The organism is Kitasatospora sp. NPDC001132 (assembly GCF_053598415.1).
In genome coordinates this window covers 1-18,063 of the sequence record NZ_JBSFKF010000036.1, presented here as the reverse complement: position 1 = coordinate 18,063, position 18,063 = coordinate 1, and the positions used below count along the sequence as shown (strand labels likewise).

At 72.7% G+C, this 18,063-nt stretch carries 15 protein-coding genes; 6 read left to right on the top strand and 9 right to left on the bottom strand.

The window, feature by feature from the left end; genetic code table 11:
- Positions 1-15: 15 nt before the first annotated feature.
- On the top strand, positions 16-783 hold the full coding sequence (locus ACWDBE_RS32960) for a metallophosphoesterase (RefSeq protein WP_449792063.1): 768 nt from the start codon (positions 16-18) through the stop codon (positions 781-783).
- 15 nt (positions 784-798) lie between these two features.
- Here the strand turns inward: ACWDBE_RS32960 and ACWDBE_RS32955 are convergent, their stop codons facing one another.
- Entirely contained in the window at positions 799-1,308 is a 510-nt protein-coding gene (locus ACWDBE_RS32955; protein ID WP_449809733.1) for a hypothetical protein, read from the bottom strand.
- 186 nt (positions 1,309-1,494) lie between these two features.
- Entirely contained in the window at positions 1,495-2,190 is a 696-nt protein-coding gene (locus ACWDBE_RS32950) for a FadR/GntR family transcriptional regulator (protein WP_449792061.1), read from the bottom strand.
- Positions 2,191-2,381: 191 nt separating this feature from the next.
- Here ACWDBE_RS32950 and ACWDBE_RS32945 point away from each other — a divergent pair, with 191 nt between their 5' ends.
- Entirely contained in the window at positions 2,382-2,936 is a 555-nt protein-coding gene (locus ACWDBE_RS32945; RefSeq protein ID WP_449792060.1) for a gluconokinase, read from the top strand.
- Positions 2,937-2,938: 2 nt separating this feature from the next.
- The gene (locus ACWDBE_RS32940) at positions 2,939-4,327 is read left to right on the top strand and encodes a GntT/GntP/DsdX family permease (RefSeq protein ID WP_449792102.1); all 1,389 of its coding nucleotides are present in this window, start codon (positions 2,939-2,941) and stop codon (positions 4,325-4,327) included.
- A gap of 616 nt (positions 4,328-4,943) precedes the next feature.
- On the opposite strand, the gene ACWDBE_RS32935 is transcribed toward ACWDBE_RS32940, so the two are convergent.
- From ACWDBE_RS32935 to mmuM, 5 genes are all read right to left on the bottom strand, one after another.
- A complete protein-coding gene (locus ACWDBE_RS32935) occupies positions 4,944-6,539 on the bottom strand; it encodes an FAD-dependent oxidoreductase (protein ID WP_449792058.1) in 1,596 nt (531 codons plus the stop codon).
- Between the two features lie 172 nt (positions 6,540-6,711).
- Positions 6,712-8,232: a glycerol kinase GlpK gene (gene glpK / locus ACWDBE_RS32930; RefSeq protein WP_449792057.1), complete on the bottom strand. Its 1,521-nt coding sequence runs from the start codon at positions 8,230-8,232 to the stop codon at positions 6,712-6,714.
- 113 nt (positions 8,233-8,345) lie between these two features.
- The gene (locus ACWDBE_RS32925) at positions 8,346-9,065 is read right to left on the bottom strand and encodes an MIP/aquaporin family protein (protein WP_449792056.1); all 720 of its coding nucleotides are present in this window, start codon (positions 9,063-9,065) and stop codon (positions 8,346-8,348) included.
- Positions 9,066-9,504: 439 nt separating this feature from the next.
- Positions 9,505-10,269 (bottom strand): IclR family transcriptional regulator, encoded by a 765-nt coding sequence (locus tag ACWDBE_RS32920; RefSeq protein ID WP_449792055.1) that lies wholly within the window; start codon positions 10,267-10,269, stop codon positions 9,505-9,507.
- 208 nt (positions 10,270-10,477) lie between these two features.
- On the bottom strand, positions 10,478-11,422 hold the full coding sequence (gene mmuM, locus ACWDBE_RS32915) for a homocysteine S-methyltransferase (protein WP_449792054.1): 945 nt from the start codon (positions 11,420-11,422) through the stop codon (positions 10,478-10,480).
- A 189-nt stretch (positions 11,423-11,611) separates the two neighbouring features.
- On the opposite strand from mmuM, the gene ACWDBE_RS32910 reads away from it, so the two are divergent.
- From ACWDBE_RS32910 to ACWDBE_RS32900, 3 genes are all read left to right on the top strand, one after another.
- The gene (locus ACWDBE_RS32910; protein ID WP_449809763.1) at positions 11,612-12,508 is read left to right on the top strand and encodes an NUDIX hydrolase; all 897 of its coding nucleotides are present in this window, start codon (positions 11,612-11,614) and stop codon (positions 12,506-12,508) included.
- A gap of 50 nt (positions 12,509-12,558) precedes the next feature.
- Positions 12,559-13,107, top strand: a complete 549-nt coding sequence (locus tag ACWDBE_RS32905) for an NUDIX domain-containing protein (RefSeq protein WP_449792053.1) — start codon at positions 12,559-12,561, stop codon at positions 13,105-13,107.
- Between the two features lie 129 nt (positions 13,108-13,236).
- Positions 13,237-15,255 carry an acetoacetate--CoA ligase gene (locus ACWDBE_RS32900; RefSeq protein ID WP_449792052.1) on the top strand — a complete coding sequence of 673 codons (2,019 nt, stop codon included), beginning with the start codon at positions 13,237-13,239 and terminating at the stop codon, positions 15,253-15,255.
- A 71-nt stretch (positions 15,256-15,326) separates the two neighbouring features.
- On the opposite strand, the gene ptsP is transcribed toward ACWDBE_RS32900, so the two are convergent.
- Positions 15,327-16,997 (bottom strand): phosphoenolpyruvate--protein phosphotransferase, encoded by a 1,671-nt coding sequence (gene ptsP, locus ACWDBE_RS32895; protein WP_449809732.1) that lies wholly within the window; start codon positions 16,995-16,997, stop codon positions 15,327-15,329.
- A 96-nt stretch (positions 16,998-17,093) separates the two neighbouring features.
- Entirely contained in the window at positions 17,094-17,543 is a 450-nt protein-coding gene (locus ACWDBE_RS32890) for a PTS sugar transporter subunit IIA (RefSeq protein ID WP_449792050.1), read from the bottom strand.
- Positions 17,544-18,063 lie beyond the last annotated feature (520 nt).

The window sequence follows — 18,063 nt, the reverse complement described above, 5'->3', positions numbered from 1 at the left end:
ACTAGCGTGACGGGCATGCTGACGATCGCGCACCTCAGTGACATCCACCTCGGCCAGGTCCACGGCCGGGACGGCGGCAAGCGCGCCAGGCGGCGGGCCGAGCAGGTGATGGCGTACCTCGACGCCCTGCCCGGTCCGCTGGACGCGGTGCTGGTCACCGGCGACCTCGCCGACCACGGCCTCCCGGAGGAGTACCGGGAGGTCGTCGAGGTGCTCGCCTCCCGGCACCCGGTGCTCACCTGCCCCGGCAACCACGACCGCCGCTCGCCGTACCGGGAGGTGCTGCTGGGCGAGGCGCCGGGGGAGGAGCCGGTCAACCGGCTGCACCGGCTGCCGGGCGCCGACGTGCTGATGCTCGACTCCTCCGTGCCCGGTCGGGACGACGGCCTGCTGGACGAGCGCACACTGGACTGGCTGGACGCCGAACTCGGTGCCGGTCGCAGTGAGTTGCCCGCCCTGGTGGCCTTCCATCACCCGCCGGTGGAGCTGCACCTGCCGAACGTCGACCCGATCCGCCAGTTCGGCGAGGTGCGGCTGGCGCGGGTGCTGCGCCGACACCCCCGGGTGGCCGCCCTGGTCTGCGGCCACTCGCACACCCCCGCGGCGACCACCTTCGCCGGCCTGCCGCTGCTGATCGCGCCCGGCGTGGTCTCCACCGTCACGCTGCCCTGCGAGGGCGGTCGCGGCATCTCCTTCGACCACCCGCCGATGCTGGCCTTCCACGTCCTGGACGGGGACCGCCGGCTCACCACCCATTACCGGGCGCTGCCGGTCCGGCGCTGACCGGTTCGCCCGGCGCTACGGGTGGTTGGTCCGCACCCTGGCCTGGCGCGGCGGCTGTTGCGGTGACTGGCGCGGCGGTTGGTACGGCTGCTGTTGGTGCTGCTGTTGGTGCGGCTGTTGGTACGGCGCCTGCTGCGGTCGCTGCTGCCCGGGCCCGTACGGCTGCGGCGACTCGTACGGCTGCCGGTAGACCGAGGAGGAGTCGCCCCGGGGGACCGGCCGCGGGGCCGGCAGTCCGGACGGCGGCCGGCTGCCCGCCATCGGGTACGCGGAGCCCGGTGCCCGCATCCGCTGGGCCGCGATCTGGCGGGAGATCAGGATCTCCAGCAGGCACCACATGGTGCCGAACACCCCGAGCCCCATCGCCAGCAGCGCCGGCGTCAGCAGCCAACTGCCCGCGTACGAGGCCAGCGTGGCCACCACGACGCCCACCAGGGTGAAGGAGAGGCAGAGCACCGCCCGGACTGCGGCGGCGCGCACCTCGTCGGGCAGGCGACGGCGACGGCGGCGGCGTGGCACGGACATCGAGCGACCCCCAGGCGCGTGGCGCGCGTTCGGTGTTCGGTGACGGGTACGGATGCGGAACGGGCGCACACGAAACGCGCCCCCTCGGCACACTCTGCCCCGCCGAACCAGGACTATGCGTCCGAAACCGCCGAACTGCCGCCAAATCGTGTCATCCCGGCGGCCCCGCCGCCCCGCGGCCCCGGCTCAGTCCAGCTGGAGGTTGAGCTCCTCCAGCGCGCCGGTGACGATCGTCCGCATCGCCCGCTCGGCGTGGGCGGCGTCCTGGGCGCAGATCGCCTCCGCGACCTCGCGGTGCAGCCGGATCGCGTACGGCTCCGGCTGATGGGGCATCAGATGGTACTCGGTCCGGCCGGTGAGCACAGCCGCGACGGTGTCCCCGAGGTGGGCGAACATCTCGTTGCCGGAGGCGCGCAGCACCAGGGAGTGGAAGGCGATGTCGTGCCCGAGGAAGGCGGTCAGGTCGGCGGCCCGTGCGGTGACCGTCAGATCCACGGCCAGTGCACTGAGTTCGCGCCGGTCGTCGTCGCTCGCGTGGGTGGCGGCGAGCGCGGCCGCGGCCGGTTCGACGGCCATCCGCAGCGAGCCGAGCGAGCGCAGCTGGGCGGAGCGGTCGGAGCCGGCCAGGCGCCAGCGGATCACCATCGGGTCGAAGACGTCCCAGAGCGACTTCGGCTGCACGGTGATCCCGACCCGGCGCCGGGAGGCGACCATCCGCATCCCCTCCAGGACCCGCACGGCCTCGCGGACCACCGTCCGGGACACCCCGAACCGGCCCTCCAGCTCCTCGCCGCGCAGCACCGCTCCCTCGGGGATCTCCCCCGACGCGATCGCCGGCCCGAGCTCGTCAAGCAGCCGCCCGGGCAGCCCCTGGATCTCCATCCGCCCAGCGTAGACGCCCGCCCCGGGCGCTTTCACGCCGCCCTACGCGCGCTCACCTCGCCCTCTGCGCGCCCAAGGCGCCCTGCGATCCAGACCACACCGCAAAAGTATGACGATTTGGTTTCTGTCACTTGAATACGTCATATCTTTGAGGCGATAGTGGCGGCCAGGCAACGAAGGAGCACCACCCCATGGGTCTCAGCGTCGAGAACCACGACCTTCCGAAGACCCCTCTCACCGTGGTGGTGATGGGCGTCTCGGGCGTCGGCAAGACCACCCTGGCCCGCCTGCTGGCGGACCGCCTCGCCCTCCCCTTCGCCGAGGCGGACGACTTCCACCCCGCGGCCAACATCGCCAAGATGTCGGCCGGCATCCCGCTGGACGACCAGGACCGCGCCCCCTGGCTGCGCGCCATCGGCGCCTGGCTCAAGGAGCGGACCGAGGCCGGCACCGGCGGCGTGGTGACCTGCTCGGCGCTGAAGCACCGCTATCGCGACACCCTGCGCGCGGCCTGCCCGGGCGCCTTCTTCCTGCACCTCAGCGGTGGTCACGAGCTGGTCGAGGACCGGCTCAGCCACCGCGCCGGCCACTTCATGCCGTCCTCGCTGCTCGACTCGCAGTACGCCGCCCTGGAACCCCTGGCGGCGGACGAGCGCGGCGGCGTCCTGGACGTCGGCCCGTCCCCCGAAGAACTCGTCGAGATGGCCGTGGCACTGCTGCGGCCCGTCAATGGAGACCTCGCGTGAGTATTGCCCCCACCCTGCTGGCGGCCGCCCCACCGGCCCTGCCGCACACCAGCAGCGACTCCCAGCTGCTGATCGCGGTGCTGCTCAGCATCGGTGCGATCGTCGTACTGATCACCAAGCTGAAGCTGCACCCGTTCCTCGCCCTCACGCTCGGCTCCGGTCTGCTGGCCGCCGTCGCGGGTGCCCCCTTCGACAAGCTGCTCAGCAGCTTCTCGACGGGCTTCGGCTCCACCGTCGCCAGTGTCGGCCTGCTGATCGGCCTCGGAGCGATGCTCGGCAAGCTGCTCGCCGACTCCGGTGGCGCCAACATCATCGCGGACACCGTGCTCTCCCGCACCGGCAACAAGGCGCTGCCCTGGGCGATGGCGCTGATCGCGGCCGTGCTCGGCCTGCCGCTGTTCTTCGAGGTCGGCGTCGTCCTGCTGATCCCGATCGTGCTGCTGGTCGCGCGCCGCGGCAACGTGCCGCTGATGCGGATCGGCATCCCCGCCCTGGCCGGCCTGTCGGTGCTGCACGGCCTGGTGCCCCCGCACCCGGGCCCGCTGGTCGCCGTCGACGCGCTGAAGGCCGACCTCGGCATCACCCTGGCGCTCGGCCTGCTGATCGCCGTACCGACCCTGATCATCGCCGGTCCGCTGTTCGCACGCCTGGCCGAGCGCTGGGTCGGTCCGCTGGAGCTCCCGGCCGCCACCGCCCCCGAGGAGACGGCCAAGCGCGACCGCACCCCGTCGTTCGCCGCGGTGCTGGCCACCATCCTGCTGCCCGTCGTGCTGATGCTCGGCAAGGCGCTCGCCGACGTGGTGATCGATGACCCGAAGGCGCTGGGCCAGCGGGTGTTCGACTTCATAGGCTCCCCGCTGATCGCGCTGCTCGCCGCGACCCTGCTCGGCATGGTGACCCTCGGCAAGGCGGCCGGCTTCGACAAGGCCCGGATCTCCGACACCGTCGGCAAGTCGCTCGGCCCGATCGCCGGCATCGTGTTCATCGTCGGCGCGGGCGGCGGCTTCAAGCAGACCCTGATCGACGTCGGCGTCGGCAACGCGGTGAGCGAGTGGTCCGGCAAGTGGCACATCTCGGCGCTGCTGCTGGGCTGGCTGATCGCCGTACTGATCCGCCTGGCCACCGGCTCGGCGACGGTCGCCACCATCACCGCGGCCGGGATCGTCTCCCCGCTCGCCGCGAACATGTCCTCGACCCACGCGGCCCTGCTGGTGCTCGCGATCGGTGCCGGCTCGCTGTTCTTCTCGCACGTCAACGACGCCGGCTTCTGGCTGGTGAAGGAGTACTTCGGGATGAGCGTCGGGCAGACGCTGAAGTCCTGGTCGATGATGGAGACGGTGATCTCGGTGGTCGCCATCGCCCTGATCATGCCGCTCAGCCTGATCATCTAGCGGCCTCGACCGCAGTGCGCCGAGGGGCGGCACCCGTGACGTACGGGTGCCGCCCCTCGGCGTTTCCAGCAGGCCGCGACGCCGTAAAGCCGCGACGCCGAAAAGCCCGATGCACCCGGCCCAGCTGGAGGAGTTCACCCTGCGCACCCGGGTCCAGCCGGTCGTGGACGTGCTGCGCTCGGCGACCGCCGCGGCGGCCCGGCTGCTCGGCATGGCGGGGGAGATCGGCACCCCCGCCTCGGGCGCCCAGCCGACCTGCTCGTGCTCGACGGCGACCCGATCGCCGACGTCACCGTGCTCACCCGCCCCGACCCGCACCCGAAGCGGGTGGTCAAGGCCGACGTCCCGGTCTGACGGCCGGAGGGTACGGCGAAACGGCGGGCGGGCGCCCGGGGAAACCCCGAACGCCCGCCCGTCGAAAGCGATGTGGCTACTCGTTCCCGCGCTTCGCGAGGCTGTGCCTACTTGTTCCCGCGCTTCGCGAGACTCTGCTTACTTGTTCCCGCGCTTCGCGAGGCTGTGCTTACTTGTTCCCGCGCTTCGCGAGGCTGTGCTTACTTGTTCCCGCGCTTCGCGAGGCTGTGCTTACTTGTTCCCGCGCTTCGCGAGGCTGTGCTTACTTGTTCCCGCGCTTCGCGAGGAAGGCCTCGACCTCGGCCTTGATCTCCGGCGTGTCCAGCCCGCGCACCGTCATCGTGGTGCGGCGGCGCAGCACGTCGTCCGCGGTGTACGCCCACTCGTTGTCCGCCGCGTACGCGACCTGCGCCCAGACGTCCGGGCCGTCCTCGTGGATCGGGCGGCCGAGCTCCGGGTTCTCGTCGATCATGCGGGCGATGTCGAAGGACAGGGTGCCGTAGTGGCTGGCCAGGTGCTTGGCCACCAGCGGCTCCATCCGCGAGCCCGGCTCGCGGTCGATCAGCAGGCGGTGCGCCACCGCGTTCGGCGCGCCGACGCCCGGCAGCGGGACGGTAGGGGCGATCGGGGACATGTCCTCGCCGAGGCTGGTGCCAGGCACGTGGGCCAGCTTCTCCAGCACCGTGCGGCCGATGTGCCGGTAGGTGGTCCACTTGCCGCCGGAGACCGACAGCATGCCGCCGCGGCCCTCGGTGACGACCGTCTCGCGCTTGGCGGCGGCGGTGTCGCCCGGGCCGCCCGGCAGCACGCGCAGGCCGGCGAAGGAGTAGGTGATCAGGTCGCGGTCGAGGTGCTCGTCGCGGATGGCGTGCGCGGCCTCGCCCATGATCTGGTCGATGTCCGCGTCGGTGGCCCGGACGTCCTTCGGGTCGCCGGTGTACTCCTCGTCGGTGGTGCCGAGCAGGACGTGGTCCTCCCACGGGATGGCGAAGGAGACGCGGTACTTGTCGATCGGGATGGTCAGCGCGGCGCGCCACGGCGAGCGGCGCTTGACGACCACGTGGGCGCCCTTGGAGAGGCGGATCGACGGCGCGGCGCCGGCGTCCTCCATCTTGCGCAGGTGGTCGACCCACGGGCCGGTGGCGTTCAGCACCAGGCGGGCGTCGATGCCGAACTCGCTGCCGTCCAGGCGGTCGCGCAGCTCGGCGCCGGTGACCCGGCCGCCGGTGAAGCGCAGGCCGGTGACCTCGGCGTGGTTGAGCACCACGGCGCCGGCGTCGACCGCGGCGCGTACGGTCATCACGGCGACGCGCGAGTCGTTCATCTGGTGGTCGCCGTAGACGGCCACCGAGCGCAGGCCCTCGGTGCGCAGCGCGGGCACCTGCTGGGCGGCGTGCGCGGCGGTGGAGACCCGGCCCATGCCGTCGCGGAAGGCGGACAGCGCCGAGTAGAGGAAGACGCCGGCGCCGAGCTTGGCGGCGCCGTGCGGGCCGCCCTTGTAGACCGGCACGAAGAAGGTCAGCGGGTTGACCAGGTGCGGGGCCACGTCGGTGGAGAGCGCGCGGCGCTCCTTGTGGTTCTCCGCGACCAGCTTGACCGCGCCGGTCTGCAGGTAGCGCAGGCCGCCGTGGACGAGCTTGGAGGAGGCGCTGGAGGTGGCGCCGGCGAAGTCGCCGGCGTCGACCATGGCGACCTTCAGGCCGGCCTGGGACGCGGTCCAGGCGACGGCCGTGCCGAGGATGCCGCCCCCGATCACCAGCAGGTCGTAGGTGGCCTTGCCGAGCAGCTCGCGGGTCTCGGCGCGGGAAGCGGTGCGGCCGGCGGTGCGCTCGGCGCCCAGGGTCGGGATGGTTGCCATGGTGGTTGTGTACGGCGCGCGGGTCGGGCGGCGCCGTTACTCCTCTCGTGTGCGGTGCGGCCCCTGCGGGAGAGGCCGGTCGGCCCGGTGCGGCGGGCCGTGAAACCAGTGACGCCCGTTGCCGGAACAGCGGGCGGCCGGCCGGGGCACGGGGCCCCGACCGGCTCGTCGGTCAGTTGTTCTCTTCTTCCTCCACCCAGCCCATGGTGCGCTCCACGGCCTTGAGCCACTTCTTGTACTCGCGCTCCCGGGTGGCCTCGTCCATGCGCGGGGTCCACTCGGCGGCGCGGTGCCAGTTGGCCCGCAGGGTGTCGAGGTCGTTCCAGAAGCCGACGGCGAGACCGGCCGCGTAGGCGGCGCCGAGGGCGGTGGTCTCGGCCACGTACGGGCGCTCGACCGGGGCGTCCAGGACGTCGGCGATGTTCTGCATGAGCAGGTTGTTGCTGGTCATGCCGCCGTCGACCTTGAGGGCGGTGAGCTCGACCCCGGAGTCCTTCTGCATGGCGTCGACGACCTCGCGGGTCTGCCAGGCGGTGGCCTCCAGGACGGCCCGGGCCAGGTGGCCCTTGGTGACGTACCGGGTCAGACCGGCGATCACACCGCGGGCGTCGGAGCGCCAGTACGGGGCGAACAGGCCGGAGAAGGCCGGGACGAAGTAGGCGCCGCCGTTGTCCTCGACGGTGTTGGCGAGGGTCTCGATCTCGGCGGCGGTGGAGATGATGCCGAGCTGGTCGCGCAGCCACTGGACGAGCGAGCCGGTGACGGCGATCGAGCCTTCCAAGGCGTACACCGGGGCCTGGTCGCCGATCCGGTAGCCGACGGTGGTCAGCAGGCCGTGGTACGAGTTGACGATCTTCTCGCCGGTGTTCAGCAGCAGGAAGGTGCCGGTGCCGTAGGTGGACTTGGCCTCGCCCTCGTCGAAGCAGGTCTGGCCGAACAGCGCGGCCTGCTGGTCGCCGAGCGCGGAGGCGACGGGGACGCCGGCCAGGTCGCCGACGGCCTCGCCGTACACCTCGGCGGAGGAGCGGATCTCCGGCAGGACGGACATCGGGACGTCCATCGACTCGGCGATCTTGTCGTCCCACTGCAGGGTGTGCAGGTTCATCAGCATGGTGCGGCTGGCGTTGGTGACGTCCGTGACGTGCTTGCCGCCGTTGACACCGCCGGTGAGGTTCCAGATCACCCAGGTGTCCATGGTGCCGAAGAGGATGTCGCCGGCCTCGGCGCGCTCGCGCAGGCCCTCGACGTTGTCCAGCAGCCAGCGGATCTTCGGGCCGGCGAAGTAGCTGGCCAGGGGGAGGCCGGTCTCGCGGCGGAAGCGGTCCTGGCCGACGTTGCGGCCCAGCTCGCGGCAGAGCGCCTCGGTGCGGGTGTCCTGCCACACCAGCGCGTTGTGCACCGGCTCGCCGGTGTTCTTGTCCCACAGGACGGTGGTCTCGCGCTGGTTGGTGATGCCGATCGCGCGGATGTCGTCCTTGGTCAGGCCGGCCTTCTCCAGCGCGCCGCGGACGACCGACTGCACCCGGGTCCAGATCTCGGCGGCGTCGTGCTCGACGTAGCCGGGCTGCGGGAAGATCTGCCGGTGCTCCTGCTGGTCGACGGCGACGATCCGGCCGTCGGCGCCGAAGATGATGCAGCGGCTGGAGGTGGTGCCCTGGTCGATCGCGGCGATGTAGTTACCGGTGGAGGTCATGGGGAGGGTCCTCGGCTCTGGTTCGGGGGGTACGGGGTGGGTGGGCCTGACGAGCCTGCTCGGTCAGTCCCCGTGTGCGGCGGGGTCGACACCGCTCATTTCGAGAGGGGTCTCTAGAAGATGGCGTTGTAGACGCCGCCGGCCGCCAGGCCGCCCAGGATCGGGCCGACGACCGGGATCCAGGCGTACGACCAGTCGGAGCCGCCCTTGTTCGGGATCGGCAGCAGGGCGTGGGCGATGCGCGGGCCGAGGTCACGGGCCGGGTTGATCGCGTAGCCGGTCGGGCCGCCCAGCGAGAGGCCGATGCCGACGACGGTGAAGGCGACCATCAGGGTGCCGGTGCCGGACTGGGAGAGCCCGGAGTTGGTGCCGATGGTGAGGATCGCGAAGCAGAGCACGAAGGTGCCGATGACCTCGGTGATCACGTTCTGGATCGGGTTCCGGATCTCGGGGCCGGTCGAGAAGATGCCGAGGGTGGGCTCCTCGTTCGCGTTGAACTGGCCCAGGTAGGTGGCCCAGACCAGCACGGCGCCGATGATCGCGCCGAGCAGCTGGGAGCCGAGGTAGAGCGGCACCTGGCTCCACTCGCCGCTCTTGACCGCGAGGGCGACGGTGACGGCCGGGTTGAGGTGGGCACCGGACTTCGGAGCCGACATGTAGGCGGCGATGAGGACCGCGAATCCCCAGCCGAAGGTGATCGCCAGCCAACCGGCGTTGACGGCCTTCGACTTCTTGAGGGTCACGGCGGCGCAGACGCCACCGCCGAGAAGTATCAGGGCGGCGGTGCCGAGGGTTTCGCCGACGAAGACGTCGCCGTTGGAGAACGCGGACACAAAGACTCCCTTGTCCATATGGCCCGGAGGGTGGTGGGGGCAGGCGGTCGGTCGATCGTTGTGCGGGTGAGCTCACTGTGGGAGTGATCTCTCCGGCCATCGTTCGACAATGTCGACCGTCATGCGGAAGCTTCCTCCCCAGGTCGCCCCCACGTCAAGGCGGGGTTATGCAGCTGTGACCCTCGCCTCGACGGGTCCGTCGAGGCTACCGAGGGGAGTGTCCCGAAACCGGACAAAACGCCAGAGGCGCGGACAGGCCTCCCGGCCGTCCGCGCCTCTGGCGTGACGAATCGGCGGCTCTGGGCGAGCCGCCCGTGGATGTGTTCGGAGACCTGCTCCGAGGTGTGCTCCGAGACGTACTCGGGAGTGCGCTCGGAGGGGGTCCGTGGGGGGTGGGTTCGTGGGAGTGGGGCCGTGGGGGTGGGTCCGCGGGGTGCGCTCAGAACCTGCCGGCGCCCAGGTCGCGGGAGATCGCCCGCGCCGCACTGCGCACCGAGGCCACCAGCGAGGGCTTCACGAAGCCGTCCTCGCAGACCCGCTCGACCGCCCCGCTGATGCACACCGCGCCCACCGGGTTGCGCCGCCGGTCCTGGATCAGCGCGCCGATCGAGGCCACGCCCTCCCAGGTCTCCTCGATCGAGTCCGCCCAGCCGCGCTCCCGGATCAGCGCGCACTCGGCGTCCACGTCGGCCGCCTCGGTCAGTGTCCGCACGGTGTACGACTCGTACGGTCCGTCGCCCAACTCCCCGCGCGCGACCGGGTCGTAGGCCACCAGCACCTTGCCCAGCGCGGTGCTGTGCAGCGGCTGCATCGAGCCCACCTCCAGCACCTGCCGGGTGTCGTCCGGCCGGAACACGTGGTGCACGATCAGCACGCCCTGCTGGTGCAGCACCCCCAGGTAGACCGTCTCCCCGGCCGCCCGGGCCAGGTCGTCCGCCCACACCAGCGCCCGCGCCCGCAGCTCGTGCACGTCCAGGTAGCTCTGCCCCAGTCGCAGCAGCTCGGCGCCCAGCTGGTACTTGCCGCTCTCCGGGTCCTGCTCGACGAACCCCTCCTGCTGCATCGTGCGCAGGATGCCGTGGGCCGTCCCCTTGGCCAGGCCCAGCGCCGTCGCGACCTCGGACAGGCCCAGGCGGCGCTCACCGCCGGCCAGCAGCCGCAGGATCGCGGCGGCCCGGGAGAGCGACTGGATCGGGCCGGGCATGGGAACCTCCGCGCTGACAGGCGGTCGACATTGTCGACCGCAGTGGTGACGGGACGAGTCTGCCAGGCCGCCGCCGTTCCGTGCACCTTCCCCCCGGGTAACCCGCCCGCGACCCCTGTCGACCCGCTGCATCGGCCCGCTGCGTCGAGCCGCGGTCCGGGCCGTCGCGTGCGCTCCCGCCCGCTGGGCCGGCACCCCGCCCGAGCCGTCAGCCCGACGCCCCCGCCCGTTGCGTCCGCTGCACCGTCACCTCTGCCGCCAGCGCGGCGATCCCGTCCGTCCCGACCCGGCAGCAGCCGCCCACCAGCCGCGCGCCGTCCGCGAGCCAGCCGTCCACCCGGGCCGAGCGGAAGGTCGGCTCGCCGCGCCAGCCCCGGCGGGCGGCGTCCCAGCGCTCCCCGCTGTTCGGGTAGACCACCACCGGCTTCCCGGTCACCTCGGCGGCCACCGCCACCGCCCGGTCCGCGTCCCGCGGCGTGCAGCAGTTGACGCCCACCGCGACCACCTCGTCCACCCCGGCGGCCACCGCGAAGGCCTCCGCCAGCGGCTGCCCGGCCCTGGTCCGGTCACCCTCGATGCTGTACGACAGCCAGGCCGGCACCCCCAGCCCGCGCACCAGCCCCAGCAGCGCCCGCGCCTCGTCCACGTCCGGCACCGTCTCCAGCGCCAGCACGTCCGGCCGGGCCGCCGCCAGCACCTCCAGCCGCGGCCGGTGGAAGTCCGCCAGCTCCGCGACGCTCAGCCCGTACCGGCCCCGGTACTCCGAGCCGTCCGCCAGCACCGCCCCGTACGGGCCCACCGAGGCCGCCACCCAGCGCCGCCGCCCGCCCGGTTCCGGGCGCGCCGCCTCCCGGGCCAGCTCCACACTGCTCGCCAGCAGCCGCGCGGCCTGCGCCCGGCCGACCCCGCGGCGCGCGAAGCCCTCGAAACTCGCCTGGTAGCTCGCGGTTATCGCGACGTCCGCGCCCGCCGCGAAGTACGCCCGGTGCACCGCCAGCACCGCCTGCGGGTCGTCCGCCAGCAGCCGCGCCGACCACAGCTCGTCCGAGAGGTCGTGCCCGTCCGCCGCCAACTGGTTCGACATCCCTCCGTCGAGCACCAGCGGACCGGCGGCCAGCGCGGCGACGAAGTCGGGCGGGGGGAGAATGGGCATGTCGGTCTCCTCTGGCAGAGTTCCTGGTCACAGCCTAGGACGGGGCGCTCCGGCCGAGTGCCCCGGCCGGGGAGGAAAACCGTTTGCCACCGGGGAAAGCGCTCGTTACGTTGTGCTCAGCCCGAGAAGAACAGCACCGGCGGCCAGGCCGGCGGCACCGGAACGCACGGAAAGGAGCCCGGCGTGGCAGTGGACGACCAACCGCCCTCCACCGGGCCCCGAGCCGAACAGGAGTGGCTCGCCGCGTACGATCCGCGCGCCTACGCCCCGGTCGCCGTCACCGTGGACGTGGTCGCCCTGACGTTGCGCCACGGCAGCCTGCACGTGCTGCTCGTCGAGCGCGGCGTCCCGCCCCACCAGGGCTGCTGGGCGCTGCCCGGCGGCTTCCTGCGGGCCGGCGAGGAGAGCCTGGACGAGGCCGCGGCCCGCGAGCTCGCGGAGGAGACGGGCCTGCGGAGCGCCTCCGGGACCGAGACGCTCTGCCGCCTCCACCTCGAACAGCTCGGCAGCTACGGCGCCCCCGAGCGGGACCCTCGGATGCACGTCGTCTCCGTCGCGTACCTCGCCTTCGCCCCCGACCTGCCCGACCCCCAGGCCGGGACGGACGCCGCGGCCGCCGCCTGGCACCCCGTCTCCGACCTGGACCTCCGGCCCCGTGGCCGGTCCCGAGCCGCCGGTGCGCCCGCCGACACCCACGGGGGTGGCGTCGACGGGCGCACCGGCCCCGGCCCGCTCACGCTGGCCTTCGACCACGCCCGCATCCTCGCCGACGGCCTCGACCGGGTGCGCGCCAAACTCGAGTACAGCCCGCTGGCCACCGCCTTCCTGCCGTACGACTTCACCATCCCCGACCTCCGCGCCGTCTACGAGGCGGTCTGGGACGAGAAGCTCCACCCCGGCAACTTCCACCGCAAGGTGCTGTCGGTGCCCGGCTTCGTCGAGAGCACCGGCACCACCACCGAGCGCGGCGGCGCCCGCGGCGGCCCCCGCGCCCGCACCTACCACGCCGGCGACGCCCGGCTGCTGCACCCCGCGCTGCTCCGCCCCGGCCGGGAGGAGAGCACCGAGGACACCGGGGCGCCCTGAGCCTCCCCGGCCCGGGGCACCACCGCCGACGGCCGGGCTACCATCCGGCCATGACGACTGACGAAGCGATCCAGAGCGCCCACCGGCCGTTCTCGCACTGCCACTTCTGCGGCACGCCCTACCCGCCCGGCACCCTCGCCTGGCCACGCACCTGCCCCGGCTGCGCCGAGATCAGCTACCGCAACCCGCTGCCCGTCGCGGTCACCGTCCTCCCCGTCACCCGCCCCGACGCCGACCCCGCCCTGGTCGTCATCCGCCGCACCATCGAGCCCGGCTACGGCGAACTCGCCTTCCCCGGCGGCTACATGGACTACGGCGAGAGCTGGCAGCAGGCCTGCGTCCGCGAACTGCACGAGGAGACCGGCATCACCGCCGACGCGGCCGAGGTCACCCTGATCCACACCGCCTCCGACCCCAACGGCCGCTTCGTGATGCTCTGCGGACTGCTCCCGGCCCGACCGCTCGCCGACCTCCCGCCCTCGCGCCCCACCGACGAGACCGACGGCTGGCTGCTCGCCACCGCCGAGACCCCACTCGTCTGGGACTTCCACAACGGCGTCCTGCGCCGCTGGTTCGGCGGCGAGTTCACCCGGCGCTGACCTCCCGTCCACCCATCGGCCGACCCTGGCGCGGCGGGCGATCACGTGGCATGGTCTGCACCGACAGCCCAACCGGACGGGTCTGCCACGAGCCCTCCCGTCCCCACCACCGGCCGGGAGACCACCACCGTGAGCACCCCACCGCAGGACCAGCCGCTCTGGCGCCCCACCCCCGCTCGCGCCGCCGACACCACCCTGGTGGCCTTCCAGGCCTGGGCCGCCGAACAGCACGGCGCCCCGGCCGCCCCCCTCGCCCCGGCCACCGACGACCAGCAGGCCGCCGAGCGCTACGCCGCCCTGCACGCCTGGTCCACCGAGGACCTCGACCGGTTCTGGACCGCGATCACCCAGTGGTTCGACGTCCGCTTCCGGCAGGCTCCCGAAGCCGTCCTCGCCGACGCCACCATGCCCGGCGCCCGCTGGTTCCCCGGCGCCCGCCTCAACTACGCCGAGCACGCCCTGCGCGCAGCGGAGAACCCCGCCAACGCCGACCACCCCGCGATCCTCCACCTCGACGAGACCGGCGAGCAGCCGGCCGTCCTCACCTGGTCCGAACTCCGCCGCCAGGTCGGCTCGCTGGCCGCGGCCCTGCGCGCCCGCGGCATCGGCCCCGGCGACCGGGTCAGCGCCTACCTGCCCAACGTCCCGCAGGCCGCCGTCGCCCTCCTCGCCACCGCGGCCGTCGGCGCCATCTGGACCAGCTGCGCCCCCGACTTCGGCGCCCGCAGCGTCCTCGACCGCCTCCAGCAGATCGAGCCCGCCGTCCTGTTCGCCATCGACGGCTACCACTACGGCGGCAAGGACCACGACCGCACCGAGGTCGTCGCCGAGCTGCGCCGCGAGCTGCCCAGCCTGCACACCGTCGTCCACGTCCCGCTGCTCGGCGCCCCCGCCCCCGAGGGCGCCCTGAACTGGGACGACCTGGTCGCCGACGACGTGGAGCCGGTCTTCGAGGCCGTCCCCTTCGACCACCCGCTCTGGGTGCTCTACTCCTCCGGCACCACCGGCCTGCCCAAGGCCATCGTCCAGAGCCAGGGCGGCATCCTGCTCGAACACCTCAAGCAGGCTGGCCTCCACCTCGACCTCGGCCCGCGGGACCGCTTCCTCTGGTACACCTCCACCGGCTGGATGATGTGGAACTTCCTGCTGGCCGGCCTCCTCGTCGGGTCCACGATTGTTACCTACGACGGCAGCCCCGGGCACCCCGACACCGGCGCCCTCTGGTCGGTCGCCGCCCGCACCGGCGCCACCGTCCTCGGCACCTCCGCCGCCTACGTGATCGCGAGCCGCAAGGCCGGACTCCACCCCGGCCGCGACCTCGACCTCTCCGCCGTCCGCTGCATCGGCACCACCGGCTCCCCGCTCCCGCCCGACGGCTTCCGCTGGATCTACGACGAGGTCAAGCAGGACGTCTGGCTCGCCTCCGTCAGCGGCGGCACCGACGTCTGCTCCTGCTTCGTCGGCGGCGTCCCGACCCTCCCCGTGCACCTCGGCGAGATCCAGGCCCCCTGCCTCGGCGCGGCCGTCGAGTCCTGGGACGCCCAGGGCCACCCCCACACCGACGCCGTCGGCGAACTCGTCGTCACCAAGCCCATCCCGTCGATGCCCACCGGCTTCTGGAACGACCCGGAGGGCACCCGCTACCACGACAGCTACTTCGACACCTACCCCGGCATCTGGCGCCACGGCGACTGGATCACCGTCACCTCCCGCGGCACCGTCGTCATCCACGGCCGCTCCGACTCCACCCTCAACCGCCAGGGCGTCCGGATGGGCTCCTCGGACATCTACGAGGTCGTCGAGCGCCTCCCCGAGATCGCCGAGTCCCTGGTCATCGGCCTGGAGGAGCCCGACGGCGGCTACTGGATGCCGCTGTTCGTCGTCCTCACCCCCGGCGCGGAGCTGACCGACGACGTGATCGGGCGCATCCGCACCTCGCTGCGCACCGAGCTCTCCCCGCGCCACGTGCCCGACGAGGTCATCGCCGTCCGCGGCCTCCCGCACACCCTCACCGGCAAGCGGATCGAGGTCCCGGTCAAGCGCATCCTCTCCGGCACCCCGCTGGAGCAGGCCGTCAACCCCGGCTCCGTCGACCGCATCGAGCACCTGCGCTTCTTCGAGCGGCTCCGCCTCGACCGCCGGGCCTGACCGGCCCGGCGCGAACGAAAGGGGCGCCCCCACCGCGATGGTGGGAGCGCCCCTTCTCGTCTCTTGTGCCGTCACTCCCCGGAGAGCACCTGCTGCGCCGCAGCCCGCGCCTCCTCGGCACTGTCCGCGGCCCGCGCCGCCTCGGCCGCCCGGCGGCACTGCGCCAGCGTGTACTTGGCGAGCGTGGTCCGCACGTAGGGGATCGAGGCCGCGCCCATCGACAGGCTGGTGACGCCCAGACCGGTCAGCACCACGGCCAGCAGCGGGTCGGAGGCCGCCTCGCCGCAGACACCGCAGCTCTTGCCGCTCACCCGGGCCGCGTCGGCCGCCGCGGCGACCAGGTCCAGCAGGGCCGGCTGCCACGGGTCCTGGAGCCGGGCCAGCGCACCGACCTGACGGTCGGCCGCGAAGGTGTACTGGGCGAGGTCGTTGGTCCCCAGCGACAGGAACTCGACCTCCCGGAGGATCGCCCTGGCGCGCAGCGCGGCCGACGGGATCTCCACCATCGCACCGAACTTGGCGTCCAGCCCGGCCTCCCGGCACGCGGCCGCGAAGTCCTTGGCGTCCTTGCGGTCGGCCACCATCGGGGCCATCACCTCAAGGTGCACTGGCAGCCCCTCGGCCGCCTTGGCCAGCGCCTCGAGCTGGGTGCGCAGCACGTCGGGGTGTTCGAGCAGGGTGCGCAGCCCGCGCACGCCCAGCGCCGGGTTCGGCTCGTCGGCGGGGGTCAGGAAGTCCAGCGGCTTGTCGGCGCCGGCGTCCAGCACCCGGACCACGACCCGGCCCTCGGGGAAGGCCTCCAGCACCTTGCGGTACGCCTCGACCTGCTTCTCGGCACTGGGCGCCTTCGCCGAGTCGTCCAGGAAGAGGAACTCGGTGCGGAACAGGCCGACGCCCTCGGCGCCGTTCTCCAGCGCGGCCGGCACGTCGGCCGGACCGCCCACGTTCGCCAGCAGCGGCACCCGGTGACCGTCCGAGGTCTGCCCCGGGCCGGAGGAAGCGGCCAGCGCGGCCTTGCGCTCGGCGGCGACCGCCCGCAGCTCGTCCTGCTTCTCCTGGGACGGCTCCACCAGCACGTCGCCGGAGCTGCCGTCCACCGCGACGACGGTGCCCTCGGCGACCTCGATCGCACCCGGCAGTGCCACGACGGCCGGCACGCCCATCGCCCGGGCCAGGATGGCGCTGTGGCTGGTCGGCCCGCCCTCCTCGGTCACGAAGCCGAGCACCAGCGTCGGGTCGAGCAGCGCGGTGTCGGCCGGCGCCAGGTCCCGCGCGAACAGCACGTACGGCTCGTCGCTGTCCGGCACACCCGGCATCGGCACACCGAGCAGCCGGGCCACGATCCGGTTGCGCACGTCGTCCAGGTCGGCGACCCGCCCGGCCAGGTACTCCCCGGCGGAGGCGAGCAGCGCCCGGTAGGCCGCGAACGCGTCGTAGACGCCACGCTCGGCACTGCTGCCGACGGCGATCCGGCGGGACACGTCGGCCATCAGCTCAGGGTCCTGCGCCATCAGCGCCTGGGCCTCCAGTACGGCCTGCGCCTCGCCCCCCGCGAGGTTGCCGCGCGCGATGAGGTCGGCGGCGACCGCCTCGACGGCGGCCTGGGCCCGGGCCTGCTCCCGCGGGGCGTCCTCGGTCGGGATCTGGGTGGCCGGGGGCTCCAGTACCGCCGTCCCCATGTGCCGCACCTGGCCGATCGCGACCCCGTGGCTCACGCCCACGCCGCGCAGCGTCTTCTCCATGTCACCTGTCTCCGCTGAGATGAGCGGCCCCGCCGGGAACCGCTGTGTGGGGGCCGCCCCGTCATCTCGCTCGGGGCGGGTGTCGGAAGGAAGAGATCAGCTCCAGCTGAACAGCTGGTCGCCCGCCTTGGCTTCGCCGTCCTCCCGCAGGTCGCCGAGCGAGTCGTCGGTGGCCTCCAGGGCCACGATCGGCGAGATCGGCGACTTGCCGGCGGCCTCGACGGCGGCCGGGTCCCACTTGATGACGGCCTGACCGCGGGTCACCGTGTCGCCCTTGGCGACGAGCAGCTCGAAGCCCTCGCCGTTCAGCTGGACGGTGTCGATCCCGAGGTGGGTCAGCACACCGTGGCCCTCGGCGTCCACCACGACGAACGCGTGCGGGTGCATGGAGACGACGACACCATCCACCGGGGCGAGCGCCGTGGTCTGCTCACGCACCGGGTCGATCGCGGTGCCCGGGCCGACCATCGCACCCGAGAACACCGGGTCGGGCACGCCCGCGAGCCCCACGATCTTGCCGGTCAGCGGCGACGTCACAGTGGTCATGGTTGTGCCTCCCAAGTACGCAGTACAGCGAGCGGCCGCGAGGAGCGGCACGACGATCAACTGAAGCCTAAGTGATGTCAACTAGGGACATCTGCTGACATTCCCGGGCGAAGAACCGCCCGCGCCTGCCCAGTCGGCCGGCGGCTCACCGGCCCGCGAGTGGTCTAGTCCTCTGGCCGATGCGCCGCACTCTACAGGCATCTTGGCGAATCGGGACCATTGCTGTATATGCTCGCGAGAGCAACAAATCATGCGCCGTCCGGGGGACTCCCGGCGCGCCCCGATTCGCGCTCCGGCCGCCCACCCGCTATGGTTGGTCGAGTCGCCGCGACTCCGCGGTTAACGCCAGATTTCAGAAGCGAAAAGCTCCGGTAAATGGAGCGGAAAGCGTCTGATAAGCTGGAAACACGAAAGAACGAAGCCCTGAGGGTCCGCTGGAAGGCGGTCCGAAGGAAGCGTCCGTTCCTTGAGAACTCAACAGCGTGCCAAAAGTCAACGCCAGATATGTTGACATCCCCGG